Raw genomic sequence first — 15456 nt, 5'->3', positions numbered from 1 at the left:
GGAATCCCGCGCGTGGCTTGCCTATTCGACCGTGGCGCCAGAGATCTTCACGACCTCGGCCCACTTGGTGCTTTCTTTGCGGATCAGGGCCGCATAGTCAGCGGAACCGCCCAGCAGCGGCACCGCGCCCTCCACACCCAGCCGGGACTGGAAATCGGCGGTCGCGGCGACCTTGAGCATCTGTTCGGACATTTCCCTGACCAAGGCCTCGGGCGTCCCGCGCGGCGCGAGGATGCCGTAGGTCAGCGTGCTTTCAAACCCGGCAAGCCCTGGAACGCCGGATTCGGCCAGGGTGGGCACGTCCGGCAGCGAAGGCAGGCGCTTGCTGCTGGTGACGGCCAGCGCCCGCAGGCGGCCGCTCTTGACCAGGGCCAGCGCCGGCGGGATGACACTGAACATCATCTGCACCTGGGCGCCGACCAGATCCGTCAGGGCCGGATTCGTGCCCTTGTAGGGGACATGGCTGATTTTCACGCCGCTCTTTTCCTCGAACAGCTCGCCCGTGAGATGGCCACCGGTTCCGCTGCCGCTGGACGCGTAATTGAGTTCGCCGGGGCGTGACCTGGCCAGGGCCACCAGCTCGGCGACCGTTTTGACATTCGACGAGGCCGGCACCACCAGCACCAGTGCCGACGAGGCAAACATGGCGACGGGAACCAGGTCTTTGCGAGGGTCAAACCTGGCCTGTTTGTACAGTGCCGGATTGATGGAGATCGTGCCGGAGTGGCCCAGCAGCAGCGTCGTGCCATCCGCCGGACTGCGCACCACCTGTTCCGTCCCCAGGTTGCCGCCGGCTCCCGGCTTGTTCTCCACGATGATGCCCTGCTTGCGCATCTCGCCCAGACTCCTGGCCATCTGGCGCGCAAACACATCGTTGCCCCCGCCGGGCGCAAACGGCACGATGATCTTGATGGGTCTGGCGTCCTGGGCCCATGCCGGAAGGGTCAGGGATGCCAGCGACGCCATCAGCAGGGCTCGGCGGCTTGAACGGGCGGGCTTCATCAAGGGCGCCATGTCAAAGACTCGAGAAATTACCGGAAATGGGATGGCTGGGGGCCAAGGCCGGCGCTTCAGACACGTTCCAGAATCACGGCAATACCCTGGCCCACACCAATGCACATGGTGCACAGGGCGTAGCGGCCGCCGGTGGCGTGCAGGCGGTTGACGGCCGTGGTGGCCAGGCGCGCACCGCTGGCACCCAGCGGATGGCCCAACGCAATCGCACCGCCCCAGGCGTTGACGCGGGCGTCGTCGTCCTTCAGGCCCAGCGCGCGCAGCACGGCCAGTCCCTGGGCGGCAAAGGCTTCGTTGAGCTCGATCACGTCGAGCTGCTCCAGCGTGATGCCGGTTTGCGCCAGCACTTTCAGCGTAGCGGGCGTGGGGCCGAAGCCCATGATGCGCGGCGCCACACCGGCCGTGGCCATGCCGACCACACGGGCACGCGGCGTCAGGCCGTACTTGGCGGCACTGGCTTCGCCGGCCAGCAGCAGGGCGCAAGCGCCGTCGTTCACGCCCGAGGCGTTGCCGGCGGTCACGCTGCCGTCAGGGCGCACCACGCCCTTCAACTTGGCCAGCGCTTCGAGACTGGTTTCGCGCGGGTGCTCGTCCTTGTCCACCACGATGGCGTCGCCCTTTTTCTGCGGCACCGACACCGCGACGATTTCGCGGGCCAGGTGGCCGGCCTTTTGCGCCGCCACGGCATTGAGCTGGCTGGCAAGCGCCATGCGGTCCTGGGCTTCGCGTTCGATCTTGAAGTCGGTGGCGACGTTCTCGGCGGTTTCGGGCATGGAATCCACGCCGTACTGGGCCTTCATCAGCTTGTTGACAAAGCGCCAGCCTATGGTGGTGTCGTACACGGCGTTGTTGCGGCTGAAAGCCGACTCGGCCTTGGGCATCACGAACGGGGCGCGACTCATGCTTTCCACGCCGCCGGCAATCATCAGGCCGGCCTCGCCGGACTTGATGGCACGCGCCGCCGTGCCCACGGCATCCAGGCCGGAGCCGCACAGGCGGTTCACGGTGGCGCCGGGCACTTCGATGGGCAGGCCGGCCAGCAGGCTGGACATGCGCGCCACGTTGCGGTTGTCTTCGCCGGCCTGGTTGGCGCAGCCATAGATCACGTCGGTGACGGCCGCCCAGTCCACGTTCGGATTGCGCGCCATCAGCGCCTTGATAGGCACCGCGCCCAGGTCGTCGGCGCGCACGCTGCTCAGGGCGCCGCCGTAGCGGCCGAAGGGGGTACGGATGGCATCGCAAATGAAAGCTTGGGTCATGGGGTTCTCGATGAAAAAGGGTTACAACAGGCGGTGATCAGGGGGGATCAGGCCACAGGAAATCAGACTGCCACAGGCAGGCCTATGAGTTTTTCCAGCTCCGCGTGCTCCAGGCCTTCCACCTTGTCGATGAGCTTGAGGCCTTGCGGCGTGCATTCCAGCGTCGCCAGTTCGGAGTAAATGCGCTTGACGCAGGCAATGCCGGTGAGCGGATAAGTGCACTGCGCCACCACCTTGCTCTCGCCTTTTTTGGTCAGCAAATCCATCATCACCCAGGTCTGCTTGGCGCCTATCGCCAGGTCCATGGCGCCGCCCACGGCCGGAATGGCGCCGGGCTCACCGGTGCTCCAGTTGGCCAGGTCACCCGTGGCGGAGACCTGGAAGGCGCCCAGCACGCAGATGTCGAGGTGGCCGCCGCGCATCATCGCGAAGCTGTCGGCGTGGTGGAAGAATGCGCCGCCCTTGAGCAGCGTGACCGGCTGCTTGCCGGCGTTGATGAGGTCGTAGTCCTCCTCGCCTTCGACCGGCGCGGGGCCCATGCCCAGGATGCCGTTTTCGCTGTGCAGGATGACTTCGCGGCCTTCCGGCAGGTGGTTCGCGACCAGCGTCGGTTGCCCGATGCCGAGGTTCACGACCGCGCCGTCGAAGATGTCCTGCGCCACGCGGGCGGCGAGCTGGTCTTTGGTACGTTTTTGATAGCTCATGGTCATGCTGCCTTCTTGAAGCCGCCGGCCTGCGTGGCCACGCGGTCGATCTTGACGATCTGGTGAACGAAGATGCCCGGGGTGATGATGGCTTCGGGATCCATCTCGCCCAGCTCGACGACTTCATGCACGGTCGCGATGGTGCGGCCTGCGGCCATCGCCATCACAGGCCCGAAGTTGCGTGCGGCCTTGCGGTAGCTGAGGTTGCCCCAGCGGTCCCCCTTCTCGGCCTTGATCAGCGCCACGTCGCCATGGATCGGGTACTCGAGCACGTACTGCTTGCCGTCGATCTCTCGCGTTTCGCGGTCACCCGCCAGCTGCGTGCCGAAGCCCGTGGGGCAGAAGAAGGCGCCGATGCCCGCACCGGCTGCGCGAATGCGTTCGGCCAGATTGCCTTGCGGCACCAGTTCCAGCTCCAGCTGGCCACTGCGGTACAGCCCGTCAAACACCTGACTGTCGGCCTGGCGCGGAAAGCTGCAGATGATTTTTCGCACCCGCCCGGCCTTGAGCAGAGCGGCCAAGCCGACCTCGGCATTGCCGGCGTTGTTGTTGACCACCGTCAGGTCTTTGGCGCCTTGTTCAATCAGGCCGTCAATCAGCTCATTGGGAATGCCGGCGGTGCCAAAGCCACCAATCAGCACGGTGGAACCGTCTTTCACGTCCGCCAGCGCATCGGCAACGGAACGGGCAATCTTGTTGATCATTCAATAGTCTCCAAAGGGGCAAAAAAAAACGCGACACACCGTGCGCATGGAGCAAACCCGGAAATCAGGCTGCGCCGGCTAAATTTGTTCGACATTAGAACAAGAGTTCGTATAATGAATTCTAGGAGATTTTGTCCATGATGGCAACCCAACCCCCCAGCGCAACATCCGACATCAGCGCAGCACCCCGCACCACGCCCGCGCCGGGCGACAGCTATGTTCAGTCCTTTGCGCGGGGGCTGGAGGTGATTCGCACCTTCAGCGCCGAGTCGCCCCTGCAAACCCTCACCGAAGTGGCCGGGCGCAGCGGCCTCACGCGCGCCGGCGCCCGCCGGATTCTGCTGACGCTGCAAACCCTGGGCTATGTGGACAGCGACGGCAAGCTGTTCCGCCTGACCCCGCGCATCCTGGACCTGGGCTTTGCCTACCTCTCGTCGATGCCGATCTGGAACCTGGCCGAGCCGGTGATGGAGACCCTGGTCGAGCAGGTGAAGGAGTCATGCTCGGCGGCCGTGCTTGACGGGACGGACATCGTGTATGTGATACGCGTGCCCACGCACAAGATCATGAGCATCAGCCTGAACGTGGGCTCGCGATTGCCGGCCTATTGCACTTCGCTGGGACGCATGCTGCTCTCGGCGCTGCCGGAAAATGAACTCATGCAGCGCCTGCAAGCCTCAAAACGGACAGCGCGCACCAAACACACGGTAACCGACATCGATGAGCTGGCGGCGCGCATCGCCCAGGTTCGCCGGCAGGGCTGGGCGCTGGTGGATCAGGAACTCGAGGAAGGCATGGTGTCCATGGCGGCACCGATCACCAACCGGGCCGGCCAGACCGTCGCGGCCTTGAACATCAGCGGCCAGGCCAACCGGACCAGCGCCAAGGTGATGCAGGCAAGCATGCTGCCGCAACTGCTCACGGCCGCACAAACCATTTCCCGCCTGCTGGGCGCTCAGCGCAACTGAAGCCGCCAAAACACGCGCCCCACAAGTGACGGCTGGCGCGGCTGGACAAGCCACCCACTGCATCAGGGACGCTCAGGATTTACGAAAGCCCGCCACCAGCACGATCGCGCCCAAAGCCACGGCCCCCAGGCTCAACCACTTCGGAATGTTGACGGATTCTTTTTCCTGCACCGACAGCTCAATGGGTCCGATTTTGGCCGCGGTGGTGTTTTTGGTGAAGCTGAAACCACCGGTGAAAAAGCCGGCCAGTCCGGCCACGATCAAAATAATTCCGGCAATGCGTGCTGCGTTCATTGAAATCTCCTCGCCGGGCTTGTGGGTCCCTGGATGGCCCTGCCCCGGAACTGCGCCACCTTGAAGCGTACTGTAGGCAAAGCCGCGGGCGTTGTCTGTAGGACGTGGCCGGCGCGCGCCGCCGATGAGGCACATATACGAAACCACCTCGCCGGCAGCGGGAAACCATCGCGTGATACGCTCAGGCCATGTTCACGCCCTCGCAAGCCGACGTTCGCCGATTTTTCTGCTCAGTTTATGCCAAAGCCCGCTCAGGGCAACCGCTGGAAGCTATAGAAACCATAGCAAGCCAGTGGCTGGATGAACACCCCGAATACCACGCGGACTTTGCCGATGCGGATGCTGCGCTGGAAAAAATGTACGACGTGGAAGGCGGTAAAACCAATCCCTTCCTGCACCTGTCCATGCACCTGACCATCAGCGAGCAATGCTCCATCGACCAGCCGCGCGGCATCCGCCAGGCGGTGGAGCTGCTGACCGCCAGGCGCGACTCCCTGCATGACGCGCACCATGAGACCATGGACTGTCTGGGGCAAATGGTCTGGGAAAGCCAGCGCTCGGGCCGCCCGCCCGATGGCGCGGCATATATAGACTGCGTGCAGCGCCGCGCGACCCGCGACTAGGGCCTGTTCACGCCAATAAAAAAGCCGCTGAAGCAGCGGCTTTTTTAAATGGGCTTGTTCCCGGCTCAGCGGAAGTGGCTCTGCGGAACAACCTTCAGCTCACCGTCCACCGACGACAGGTAGTTGGCCAGCAACTTGAGTTCTGCGTTGCTGAATTGCTTGGCCATGCCGCCCATGATGGCGTTGCCACGACCGACCTTGGGGTTGTGCTCAGTCTTGTAGGCCTTGAGTGCCACAAACAGGTAGTCCGCATGCTGGCCGCCGATCTTGGGATAGGCCGGATCGATGGGGCTGCTGAAATTGGCGCCGTGGCAAGACGCGCAATTGGCCTTGTTCAGCAAGGCCTGGACCTCAGGGCTGGGCGCTTTGCTGGGCGTGGCCGGCACGGCGGCACCGGCCACCACGCCATGCGCACCATAGTAGGCGGCGAGGTCGGCCATGTCCTGATCCGACAGGGACGCGGCGATGTCGCGCATGGTGGGATGCTTGCGCTCACCTTTTTTGTACTCGTTGAGCGCAGCGATGATGTACTTGGCCCCCTGGCCGGAGATCATGGGTACTTTGTAGACCTCGGGAAAGGAAGCCTGGTAGCCCTTGATGCCGTGGCACCCGATGCACATGGCGTTCTTGGTTTCGCCGGCCTTGGCGTCGCCCTTGATCTCCTGGGCAAGGCTTGACGCCGTCACACATGAGACAGCTACAGCGAATATCGTGGTGAACAGCTTATTCATTTTGCGCGCACAATCCGGTGAGAATTCATCGTATAAAACAACCTTGGATTATATCTGGGCTCGTCGAAGCCGGGCATGCATTGCCGGCACCCCGCACCAGGGCCCGCTCAATTTCCGTCTCACCTCTCACGCTGCTGACCCATGAACATGAAATTTCAAGGCTCAAAAAACTACGTCGCCACCCAGGACCTGATGCTGGCCGTCAATGCCTCCGCCGCGCTGAAAAAGCCGCTGCTGGTCAAGGGCGAACCGGGCACCGGAAAAACCATGCTGGCCGAGGAAGTGGCGCAGGCCCTGAACCTTCCGCTGCTGCAGTGGCACATCAAGTCCACCACCAAGGCGCAGCAAGGCCTCTACGAATACGACGCCGTGTCGCGCCTGCGCGATTCGCAGCTAAGTACCGTCGATGGCGGCGAAAAGGTCAAGGACATCCACAACTACATCGTCAAGGGCGTGCTCTGGCAGGCCTTCACCTCGGAGCAGCCGGTGGCGCTGCTGATCGATGAGATCGACAAGGCCGACATCGAATTCCCCAATGACCTGCTGCGCGAAATCGACCGCATGGAGTTTTACGTGTACGAGACGCGTGAACTCATCAGGGCCAAACACCGGCCGCTGGTGTTCATCACCTCCAACAACGAAAAAGAACTGCCCGATGCTTTTTTGCGGCGCTGCTTTTTCCACTACATCAAGTTCCCCGACGCCGACACCATGAAGAGAATCGTGGACGTGCATTTCCCCGACCTCAAGAAAGAACTGCTGGCGGCGGCCATGAAGACTTTTTATGACGTGCGTCATCTGCCCGGCCTGAAAAAGAAACCATCGACCAGCGAACTGCTCGACTGGCTCAAACTGCTGGTGGCCGAGGACATTCCGCTGGAGGCCTTGCAAAGCCGGGACGAAAAAGTGGCGGTGCCGCCGCTGGTAGGCGCGCTGCTCAAGAACGAACAGGACGTGACGCTGTTTGAGAAACTGGTGTTCATGCAACGCAACAACCGCTGAAACCGAAGACCCATCCATGGACCAGAGATCATTGCTGCTTGAAGGCCTGTCGGACGCCATTGGCTTTATAGGCGGTGCACTCATAGGCTACTGGGCCGGCCAGCTGCTGGGCCTGGACATTTTTGCGCAAGGCTACGGCAACAGCGCCATAGGCGGCATAGTGCTGGTGGGCCTGGGCGGCGGCCTGGGCCTGCAGATCGCCCGCCGCTGGAGAAACCGCCAGAAGCCCGATAAGGAGAATTGAGCATGGCGTTTGTCGAACCCGTCACCCTGCAAGCACGCGGCGTGCGGCTTGTGCCACTGGGACTTGAACATGAAGCCGGACTGAAAGCCGCCGCCGCCGATGGCGAGCTGTGGAAGCTGCGCATCACCTCGGTGCCCGAACCGTACGAGACGCGCGAATACATCGAAACCGCGCTGCAGACCACCAACCGCCTGGCTTTTGCCGTCACCGATGCGGACAGCGGCGAGGTGCTGGGCTCTACGAGCTACCACGACATCGTGCCGGCCCTCAAGCGCGTCGAGATTGGCTACACCTGGTACGCCGCACGCTGCCAGCGCACGCATGTCAACACCACCTGCAAGCTGTTGATGCTCACGCATGCGTTTGAGACCCTGGGCTGCCATGTGGTCGGTTGGCGCACCGACAACTTCAACCACGCCTCACAACGCGCCATTGAGCGGCTGGGCGCCCGCAAGGACGGCGTGATCCGCGGCCACGCGCTGCGCCGCGACGGCACCATTCGCGATACCGTCATGTACAGCCTGCGCGCCGGCGAATGGCCCGAGGTGAAGGCGCAACTGCTGTACCTGCTCGACAAGCCGCGTCATTGAGACTGCCATGCTGATCGACTTCTTCTACACGCTGCGCTCGGCCAAACTGCCGGTGTCCGTCAAGGAGTACCTGATGCTGCTTGAAGCGCTGGAGGTCGGTGTCGTTGGCCCGAACAGCGAAAAGCACGAATCCAGCGGCGGTGAAGGCGCCTACAAGATTGACGACTTCTACTACCTCAGCCGCACCGTGCTGGTGAAGGACGAAAAACACTACGACAAGTTTGACCGCGCCTTCGCCAGCTACTTCAAGGGCGTGGAAATGATCGCCGATTTCACCAAGGAGATTCCGCTCGAATGGTTGCGCAAGAACCTGGAGCTGGAACTCAGCCCCGAGGACAAGGCCAAGATCGAAAAAATGGGCTGGGACGAGCTCATGGAAGCGCTGAAGAAGCGCTTTGAAGAGCAAAAGGAGCGCCACGAAGGCGGCAGCAAATGGATAGGCACCGGCGGCACCTCGCCGTTTGGCGCCAATGGCTTCAACCCTCAGGGCATACGCATAGGCCAGGAAAAAAGCCGCAAAAGGAGCGCGGTGAAGGTCTGGGACCAGCGCGCCTACAAGGATTACGACGACACGCAGGAACTGGGCACGCGCAACATCAAGGTCGCGCTGCGCCGCCTGCGCAAGTTCGCCCGCCAGGGCAACCAGGAGGAACTGGACCTGGACGACACCATCAAATCAACAGCCGCCAACGCCGGCTGGCTGGACATCAAGATGGTGCCCGAGCGCCACAACAACGTGAAGGTGCTGCTGCTGATGGACGTGGGCGGCACCATGGACGAGCACATCCACCGGGTCGAGGAAATGTTCTCCGCCGTGAAGGCCGAGTTCAAGCACCTGGAGTTCTATTACTTCCACAACTGCGTCTACGACTTCATGTGGAAGAACAATCGCCGCCGCTTCGCCGAAAAATTTCCGACCTGGGACATCATCCGCAAGTACAACAAGGACTACAAGCTGATTTTCGTGGGCGACGCCACCATGAGCCCCTACGAAATACTGCAGCCCGGCGGCAGCGTGGAATACAACAACGAGGAAGCCGGCGCCGAATGGCTACAGCGCCTGACCAACGCCTTTCCGAAGTTCGCCTGGATCAATCCGGAGCCGCAGGGCGTCTGGCAATACCGCCAGAGCATCAGCGTGATTCAGCAGCTGATGGGCCAGCGCATGTATCCGCTGACCATCAAGGGCCTTGAAGAGGCGATGCGTCTGCTCTCCAAGTAGTGCTCAAGTAAACTCGGGGCCGTGACCACCCCCCGTACCTGCTGCGCGCGGACGGCCACCCCGCAAGGGCTGACCACTGCAGGCCTTGCATTCGCCGCCCTGCTCCCCCTTCTCGCCTTGTTGGCGATGTCTCCTGCGACCGTGGCCAGGGCCCAAACCGCCGCGCCGGCACAGCCGGCCAGTGCCGTCATCCCCGCTTCGCCCACGCGTCCCACGCTATCAACGCCGCCGTCCGGCGTCACGCAAACCTCCCCCGCGCCCGAACCCCCACCCGAAAAGGTAAGGCCGGCCCCGACGCCGGAAGGCGCCGTCGGCCCCACCAGCGCCGGGCAGGAAGTCACCGCCTTCGACATTGCCGTGCGAGCCCCGCCAGCGGTGCGCGAACTGCTCGAAAAACACCTCGAACTGCAGCGCTACCGCGCAGTGACCGATCTGGACGAGGCGGAACTGGCGCGCCTGATCGTGCTGGCCGAGCGCAATGTGCGCAACCTTGTGGGCACGCTGGGTTTCTTCAGCCCCGACATTCGCATCACGCGTGAAGGCGGCCTCAATGAACGACCCACCATCGTGGTGGCGGTGGATCCCGGCGAAGCCACCCTGACGGGCCCCGTCGCCATCAACTTCGCGGGAGATATTGCCGAATCACCGGATCCTGATGCCATTGCCCAGCGTGCAGAAATCCGGCGCGACTGGCGCCTGCCCACCGGCCAGCGCTTTACCCAGGAGGCCTGGGATGGCGCCAAGACACAGGCCCTGCGCAAGCTGGTGGCCAGGCGCTACCCGGCCGGAAAACTGGCCGACAGCCTGGCCGATGTGGATGCGCCGGCCCGCACCGCCCACCTGACACTCCAGCTCGACTCAGGCCCGCTGTACCGCCTGGGCCCTATGGAGGTCACCGGCATCCAACGTTATGACCCGCTGCTGGTGCCGCGGCTGGCCCGCCTGAATGCGGGTGCGGTCTATGACCAGAGCCAGCTGGTGGAGGCCCAGCAGCGGCTGGCGTCCAGCGGTTACTTCGATTCGGCCTATATTTTTGTCGACCCCGCCAGCGACCCGCAGGCCGCGCCGGTTCAGGTGCAGGTGCGTGAAGCCAGGCTGCAAAAAGTCATCCTGGGCGTGGGTGCGACCACCGACAGCGGGCCGCGGGCATCCGTGGAACACACCCACCAGCGCGTACCCGGCATAGGCTGGCGTGCCGTCACCAAATTGCAGCTTGAGAAAAAAGACCCGTTCGCGCAAACCGAATGGACCTCCATCCCCGACGAAGCCAGCTGGCGCTGGGTCGCCCTGGGCCGTACCGAACGCATCGACGACAACGAACTGATCACCCAGGCCCAGCGGCTGCGCTTTGGCCGCACGCAGGCCGGTGATCGCATCGACCGCAATATCTACCTGCAATACGATCGGGCCAATGTCCATGGCACAGGCCTGCTGGGCAATTCGGCGGCCGATACCGGCGACGGCTCGGCGCTGACGGCCAACTACGTCTGGACCGGCCGCTATTTCAACAGCCTGCCTTTTCCCAGCAATGGCTACGGCCTGGGATTCGAGCTGGGCGCCGGCACCACGCTGGGCGAAAATCGCCAGCCTTTTACCCGCACGACCGGCCGCTGGCTGGGCATTCAAACGCTGGGGCGCGGGCGTATTGCCATGCGCGCAGAAGGCGGCGCCGTGCTGGCCAAAGACGCGGCCCGCATCCCGAGCGCCCAGCTGTTTCGCACCGGTGGCGACAACACGGTGCGCGGCTACGGCTACCGCGACATCGGCATTCCGCTGGCCAATGGGGTGGTCGGGCCCGGCCGTTACATGGCGGTCGGCAGCGTCGAATGGCAACGCCCCCTGATGATCGATGGCCGCCCCAGCGAATGGGAAAACACGGTGTTTCTGGACGCCGGTGCCGTTGCCGACAAGCCGCGTGACCTGCGCCCCTCCGTCGGCCTTGGCACAGGTGTTCGCTGGAGAAGCCCGATCGGGCCTTTGCAGATTGACCTGGCTTACGGTGTCAAGGTCAAACGGCTGCGCCTGCACGTCAGCGTGGGATTTGTTTTCTGATGTACACGCCCGCCACCTCAGCGAATCCGCCTGAACCGGCCCGCCCGCCGCGGCGCCGGTGGCGCGCCGCCGCGTGGGCCGCGGGCAGCGTGGCCGTTCTGGCCGTCAGCGCCACGGCAGGCCTGTGGTGGTGGGCCGGCACCGACGGCTCGCTGGCCACCGCGCTGGGCTGGATAGGTCGGTCGCAGCCGCTGAGCGCCGAACGCGTCACGGGTTCGCTGCGCGCCGGCGGGCATGTCGACCAGCTGGTATGGCAGCGGGACGGCTTGCGTGTGGACGTGCGGGACGTCACGCTGGCCTGGCAGCCCTGGTCGCTGCTGCATGGCACGCTCAAGCTCAACAGGCTGGCCGCGGCCAGCGTGCAGGTTGACGACCAGCGCCCGCCCTCCACCACGCCGTCGGTGCCGCCTTCGGCGCTCGGGCTGCCGCTGCCGGTGGTGCTTGACGGGTTCTCTGTGGGCCAGCTGCAATGGACGGGCGGCACGGTATTTTCCGCCTCAGGCATCGCGGGCAACTACGCTTTCAACGGCCTGGCGCACCAACTCGAATTGCTCAGCGCGCAGGTGGCGCGCGGCCGTTACAACGGCCGGGCGGTCCTGTCTTCACGCAGCCCGCTGCGGCTGGATGCCAGCCTCGCGGGCGCCCTCGACACCCTTATCCCCGGTGGCAAGACCGCTTTGCCGCTCGCCTTCAAGGCCACCGCGCACGGCCCGCTTGCCGAGCTGCTGGTCAAGGCCGAACTGCAGATGGAGGCTCAGCCTCCAGCGCGAAAAACGCCGTTGCAGCCGCAGGCCAGCGCCACGGCCCGCGTGATGCCCTGGGCTGCGCAACCCCTGCCGCAAGCCGACGCGAGCTTTCGCGACCTGGACGTGGCCGCGTTCTGGCCCCGAGGGCCGCAAACCCTGCTGACCGGCAGCGCCAGCGTGCGGCCGGCGGAAAATTCCGGCGCACCGGCCGCCTCGGCCTGGCTGCTGCAGCTGCAACTGGCCAATGCCCTGCCCGGCCCCTGGGACCAGCAGAAGCTGCCGCTGGAGCGACTGGAAGCCCAGGGCGAATGGCGCGGCAGCGCAAGCACAGACGCCAGCAAGGGCGCGGCCATGGTTCGTACGCTCAAGGCCAGGCTGGGCGGCGGCGAGCTGCTGGCCAGCGGCGAATGGGCCGATGCCCGCGCCACACCCCGCACAGCCGGCGCACCGCCAGCCTGGAAACTGCAAGCCACCCTGCGAAACGTCAACCCGGCCCTGCTGCACACCCAGCTGGCCCCGCTGCCGCTGGACGGCAAGGCCGACGTCCGCAGCCAGGGGGCGGCCATCGCTTTTGAAGCGAACATGCAGGCGGCGCGCAACGACGCCAACGCCAAAAACAATCCCCTGGGCCCGCTGCGCCTGCGCGATGCTAGCGCCACCGGCAGCTGGAATACCGAACAGGCGGGCGGCACCCTGGTGCTGTCGACCCTGCGCGTGCGCACCGACGACGCCGAGTTGGCCGGCCAGCTCGAAGCCCAGCCCGCCGCGAAGGGCGGCAAAGGCAAGCTGACGCTCACAGCCCCCGGACTGGACGCTCAACTGCAGGGCGAGTTGCGGCCCGCCAGCGGCAAGGGCGAGGTGAGCGTGCACGGCAGCGACATGGCGCAAGCCCTGCGCTGGCTGCAGAAACTGCCGGGCCTGCCCGCGTCGCTGAAGACCGCTTCGGCCAGCGGCAGCGCCGAACTGCAGGCCAGCTGGCAAGGCGGCTGGCAAGACCCGGCCCTGCAGGCACGGCTGGAACTGTCTTCGCTCGACTGGCGCAGGGCAGCGTCAACGCCTGCCCCCGCAAACACCGCAATGGCGACCACCGCCGCAACCGCGACAACAACGGCAGAGGCGTTGAAAATCCGCGCCTTCCAGGCCACGCTCTCGGGTCGCCTGAGCCAGGCCCAACTCAGCACGCAGGGCCGCATCGAAGTGGACCAACGGCGCTTCAGCGTGCAACTGGCCGGCGAAGGCGGGCGCGTCAAGCCGCCAGCCGCGCCGAGCGAAGCGACCTGGCAGGGCCTGCTCAAAACGCTCAGCGTGAGCGTGGAAGACCCGGCCCTGGGCAGCGGCGCCTGGCGGCTGGCCACGCGCGGCACGGTGCCGCTCAAGTGGACGCCGACCCGCAGCGGCGGGGCCTTTGAAAGCGGTGCCGGCGAGGCGCTCCTGAGTGCGCCGTCCGGCGCCATTTCAGCGACAACTCCTTCGCAGGCCACCCTGTCCTGGCAACCCCTGCGCTGGCGGCCCGGCGAGTTCATCAGCGCCGGCAAACTCAGCGGTTTGCCCATGGCCTGGATCGAGCTGCTGGCCGGCCCCCAAATGGCAGGCGCAGGCCTGGGCGGCAACCTGCTGCTCGATGGCGAATGGAACGCCACGCTCGGCGAGACCTTGCGCCTCAATGCCAGCCTGGCGCGCAGCAGCGGCGACATCACGGTGCAGGCCGAAGCCGCGCAAGGCGGCTCAGCGCGCGTGGCGGCGGGCGTCAGGCAGGCGCGCCTGTCGCTGCTCAGCGAAGGCGAGGCCCTGACGCTGGCCTTGCGCTGGGACAGTGAGCGCGCGGGCACGGCCGAAGGCCAGCTTAAAACCCGTCTGGCCCGCGCCCCCGCGGGCAGCGGTGGCGGCGGCTGGAGTCATTGGTCATGGCCCGCGGATGCGCCGCTGAGTGGCCAGCTGCGTGCCCAGCTGCCGCGCATAGGCGTGTGGTCGCTGCTGGCGCCGCCGGGCTGGCGGCTGCGCGGCTCGCTGGGCGCCGATGTGGCGATCAGCGGCACGCGCGCCGCCCCTCAGCTGGCCGGCGACCTGCAGGCCAACGACCTGGCGCTGCGCTCGGTAGTGGATGGCATCGAGTTTGGCAACGGCCGCCTGCGCGCCCGGCTCGACGGCACCCGCATGCGCATCAACGAGTTCACCCTGCAGGGCGCGGGCGAAAAAGGCACGGGCGGCACGCTCACGGCCCAGGGCGAGGCCGGCTGGATAGACGGCAGGCCGCAAGTCCAGCTGGATGCCAGACTGCAGCGGCTGCGCGCCAGCCTGCGCACCGACAGAAAACTCACCGTGTCGGGCGAGGTGCAGGCCAGCCTCAAGGGCGGGCAGACCGAACTCAATGGCAGGCTGGTGGTGGACGAGGCGCGCATCATCCTGCCCGACGAGGGCACGCCGCAGCTGGGCGATGACGTGGTGGTGCGCAGCGCCAGCGGCGCGGCGGCGGGCCAGCAAGCACCGGCACAAACCAGCGGCGCCACGGCCGACAAGGAAGCCCGCCCCGTCAAGCTGGCCGTGCAGATCGACCTCGGCCCCGATTTCCGGGTTCAGGGCAAGGGCATAGACACGCGCATCCGCGGCAGCCTGGCCCTCGATGGCGACTCGCTGCGCGAGCCCCGGCTGACCGGCACGGTCAGGACCGCAGGCGGTCAGTACCGGGCTTACGGCCAGCGCCTGGATGTGGAGCAAGGCGTGCTGCGCTTTACCGGCCCCATCGCCAACCCGGCGCTGGACATCCTGGCGATACGCCCCAACCTCACGCAGCGCGTGGGCGTGCAAATCACCGGCACCGCCCTGCTGCCCAGCGTGCGCCTGTACGCCCAGCCCGAGCTGCCGGATGCGGAAAAACTGTCGTGGCTGATCGTGGGCCGGGCCGCGGCCTCGGGTGGCGCCGAAGCCGCGCTGCTGCAGCAGGCGGCACTGGCCCTGCTTGGCAGCAAAAGCGGCGGCATGTCGGGCGGCCTGGCCGCCGCGCTGGGACTCGACGAGCTGTCGTTTCGCGGCGCCTCCAGCAGCGCCGACGGCAGCACCACCGAAGGCGCTGTCACCCTGGGCAAGCGCTTTTCGCGCAATTTCTACGCCGCCTACGAGCGCAGCGTTTCGGGTGCACTGGGCACGCTGTACGTGTTTTATGACCTGTCGCGCCGCTTCACGGTCCGTGCCCAGGCCGGCAACCAGAGCGCGGTGGACCTGATCTTCACCATTCCCTACGATTGAGTCGCGCCACATGGTGCGAAGTCAGGCCCGGCTGCGCATACAATTCCTGTTCTTCGCAGC

At 65.5% G+C, this 15456-nt stretch carries 14 protein-coding genes; 8 read left to right on the top strand and 6 right to left on the bottom strand.

All coding sequences use genetic code 11. The features are described 5' to 3' along the window. Window positions 1-21: 21 nt before the first annotated feature. From PJE01S_RS02150 to PJE01S_RS02135, 4 genes are all read right to left on the bottom strand, one after another. The gene (locus tag PJE01S_RS02150) at window positions 22-1014 is read right to left on the bottom strand and encodes a Bug family tripartite tricarboxylate transporter substrate binding protein (protein ID WP_169804352.1); all 993 of its coding nucleotides are present in this window, start codon (window positions 1012-1014) and stop codon (window positions 22-24) included. A gap of 56 nt (window positions 1015-1070) precedes the next feature. Next, the gene (gene pcaF / locus PJE01S_RS02145) at window positions 1071-2273 is read right to left on the bottom strand and encodes a 3-oxoadipyl-CoA thiolase (protein ID WP_068831470.1); all 1203 of its coding nucleotides are present in this window, start codon (window positions 2271-2273) and stop codon (window positions 1071-1073) included. A gap of 62 nt (window positions 2274-2335) precedes the next feature. Continuing rightward, window positions 2336-2977 carry a 3-oxoacid CoA-transferase subunit B gene (locus PJE01S_RS02140; protein WP_068831569.1) on the bottom strand — a complete coding sequence of 214 codons (642 nt, stop codon included), beginning with the start codon at window positions 2975-2977 and terminating at the stop codon, window positions 2336-2338. Between the two features lie 2 nt (window positions 2978-2979). Beyond that, window positions 2980-3681: a 3-oxoacid CoA-transferase subunit A gene (locus tag PJE01S_RS02135; protein ID WP_068831469.1), complete on the bottom strand. Its 702-nt coding sequence runs from the start codon at window positions 3679-3681 to the stop codon at window positions 2980-2982. 140 nt (window positions 3682-3821) lie between these two features. On the opposite strand from PJE01S_RS02135, the gene PJE01S_RS02130 reads away from it, so the two are divergent. Continuing rightward, window positions 3822-4649, top strand: coding sequence for an IclR family transcriptional regulator (locus tag PJE01S_RS02130; RefSeq protein ID WP_068831568.1), 828 nt, complete (start codon window positions 3822-3824; stop codon window positions 4647-4649). 72 nt (window positions 4650-4721) lie between these two features. On the opposite strand, the gene PJE01S_RS02125 is transcribed toward PJE01S_RS02130, so the two are convergent. Next, window positions 4722-4943, bottom strand: a complete 222-nt coding sequence (locus PJE01S_RS02125) for a hypothetical protein (RefSeq protein ID WP_068831468.1) — start codon at window positions 4941-4943, stop codon at window positions 4722-4724. Window positions 4944-5131: 188 nt separating this feature from the next. Between PJE01S_RS02125 and PJE01S_RS02120 the strand changes: the two genes are divergently transcribed. After that, entirely contained in the window at window positions 5132-5566 is a 435-nt protein-coding gene (locus PJE01S_RS02120; RefSeq protein ID WP_068831467.1) for a DUF1841 family protein, read from the top strand. Window positions 5567-5631: 65 nt separating this feature from the next. Here the strand turns inward: PJE01S_RS02120 and PJE01S_RS02115 are convergent, their stop codons facing one another. Further along, window positions 5632-6297: a c-type cytochrome gene (locus PJE01S_RS02115; protein WP_068831466.1), complete on the bottom strand. Its 666-nt coding sequence runs from the start codon at window positions 6295-6297 to the stop codon at window positions 5632-5634. Window positions 6298-6444: 147 nt separating this feature from the next. Between PJE01S_RS02115 and PJE01S_RS02110 the strand changes: the two genes are divergently transcribed. The 6 genes from PJE01S_RS02110 (at window position 6445) to PJE01S_RS02085 (ending at window position 15396) form a co-directional block, all read left to right on the top strand. After that, window positions 6445-7299, top strand: a complete 855-nt coding sequence (locus PJE01S_RS02110; RefSeq protein ID WP_068831465.1) for an AAA family ATPase — start codon at window positions 6445-6447, stop codon at window positions 7297-7299. Between the two features lie 16 nt (window positions 7300-7315). Next, the gene (locus PJE01S_RS02105; protein WP_068831464.1) at window positions 7316-7543 is read left to right on the top strand and encodes a hypothetical protein; all 228 of its coding nucleotides are present in this window, start codon (window positions 7316-7318) and stop codon (window positions 7541-7543) included. Window positions 7544-7545: 2 nt separating this feature from the next. Beyond that, on the top strand, window positions 7546-8133 hold the full coding sequence (locus PJE01S_RS02100; RefSeq protein ID WP_068831463.1) for a GNAT family N-acetyltransferase: 588 nt from the start codon (window positions 7546-7548) through the stop codon (window positions 8131-8133). Window positions 8134-8140: 7 nt separating this feature from the next. After that, window positions 8141-9355, top strand: coding sequence for a vWA domain-containing protein (locus PJE01S_RS02095; RefSeq protein ID WP_068831462.1), 1215 nt, complete (start codon window positions 8141-8143; stop codon window positions 9353-9355). A gap of 126 nt (window positions 9356-9481) precedes the next feature. After that, complete coding sequence (locus PJE01S_RS02090; RefSeq protein ID WP_245660543.1) at window positions 9482-11407, top strand: autotransporter assembly complex protein TamA; 1926 nt, start codon at window positions 9482-9484, stop codon at window positions 11405-11407. Further along, window positions 11407-15396 (top strand): translocation/assembly module TamB domain-containing protein, encoded by a 3990-nt coding sequence (locus PJE01S_RS02085; RefSeq protein ID WP_068831460.1) that lies wholly within the window; start codon window positions 11407-11409, stop codon window positions 15394-15396. Before PJE01S_RS02090 ends, PJE01S_RS02085 begins: the two co-directional genes overlap by 1 nt. The last annotated feature ends 60 nt before the right edge of the window (window positions 15397-15456 follow it).

Origin of the sequence: Polaromonas jejuensis NBRC 106434 (assembly GCF_001598235.1) — a bacterium.
In the GTDB taxonomy this organism is placed as follows: Bacteria; Pseudomonadota; Gammaproteobacteria; order Burkholderiales; family Burkholderiaceae_C; genus Polaromonas; species Polaromonas jejuensis.
Note: the sequence above shows the minus strand (reverse complement) of the source record. Positions and strands in the feature narration are given on the sequence as shown.

Coding starts and splice junctions, on each gene's coding strand:
- PJE01S_RS02150 (WP_169804352.1), bottom strand. CDS start 1,014: ATGGCGCCCTTGATGAAGCCCGCCCGTTCAAGCCGCCGAGCCCTGCTG.
- pcaF (WP_068831470.1), bottom strand. CDS start 2,273: ATGACCCAAGCTTTCATTTGCGATGCCATCCGTACCCCCTTCGGCCGC.
- PJE01S_RS02140 (WP_068831569.1), bottom strand. CDS start 2,977: ATGAGCTATCAAAAACGTACCAAAGACCAGCTCGCCGCCCGCGTGGCG.
- PJE01S_RS02135 (WP_068831469.1), bottom strand. CDS start 3,681: ATGATCAACAAGATTGCCCGTTCCGTTGCCGATGCGCTGGCGGACGTG.
- PJE01S_RS02130 (WP_068831568.1), top strand. CDS start 3,822: ATGGCAACCCAACCCCCCAGCGCAACATCCGACATCAGCGCAGCACCC.
- PJE01S_RS02125 (WP_068831468.1), bottom strand. CDS start 4,943: ATGAACGCAGCACGCATTGCCGGAATTATTTTGATCGTGGCCGGACTG.
- PJE01S_RS02120 (WP_068831467.1), top strand. CDS start 5,132: ATGTTCACGCCCTCGCAAGCCGACGTTCGCCGATTTTTCTGCTCAGTT.
- PJE01S_RS02115 (WP_068831466.1), bottom strand. CDS start 6,297: ATGAATAAGCTGTTCACCACGATATTCGCTGTAGCTGTCTCATGTGTG.
- PJE01S_RS02110 (WP_068831465.1), top strand. CDS start 6,445: ATGAAATTTCAAGGCTCAAAAAACTACGTCGCCACCCAGGACCTGATG.
- PJE01S_RS02105 (WP_068831464.1), top strand. CDS start 7,316: ATGGACCAGAGATCATTGCTGCTTGAAGGCCTGTCGGACGCCATTGGC.
- PJE01S_RS02100 (WP_068831463.1), top strand. CDS start 7,546: ATGGCGTTTGTCGAACCCGTCACCCTGCAAGCACGCGGCGTGCGGCTT.
- PJE01S_RS02095 (WP_068831462.1), top strand. CDS start 8,141: ATGCTGATCGACTTCTTCTACACGCTGCGCTCGGCCAAACTGCCGGTG.
- PJE01S_RS02090 (WP_245660543.1), top strand. CDS start 9,482: ATGTCTCCTGCGACCGTGGCCAGGGCCCAAACCGCCGCGCCGGCACAG.
- PJE01S_RS02085 (WP_068831460.1), top strand. CDS start 11,407: ATGTACACGCCCGCCACCTCAGCGAATCCGCCTGAACCGGCCCGCCCG.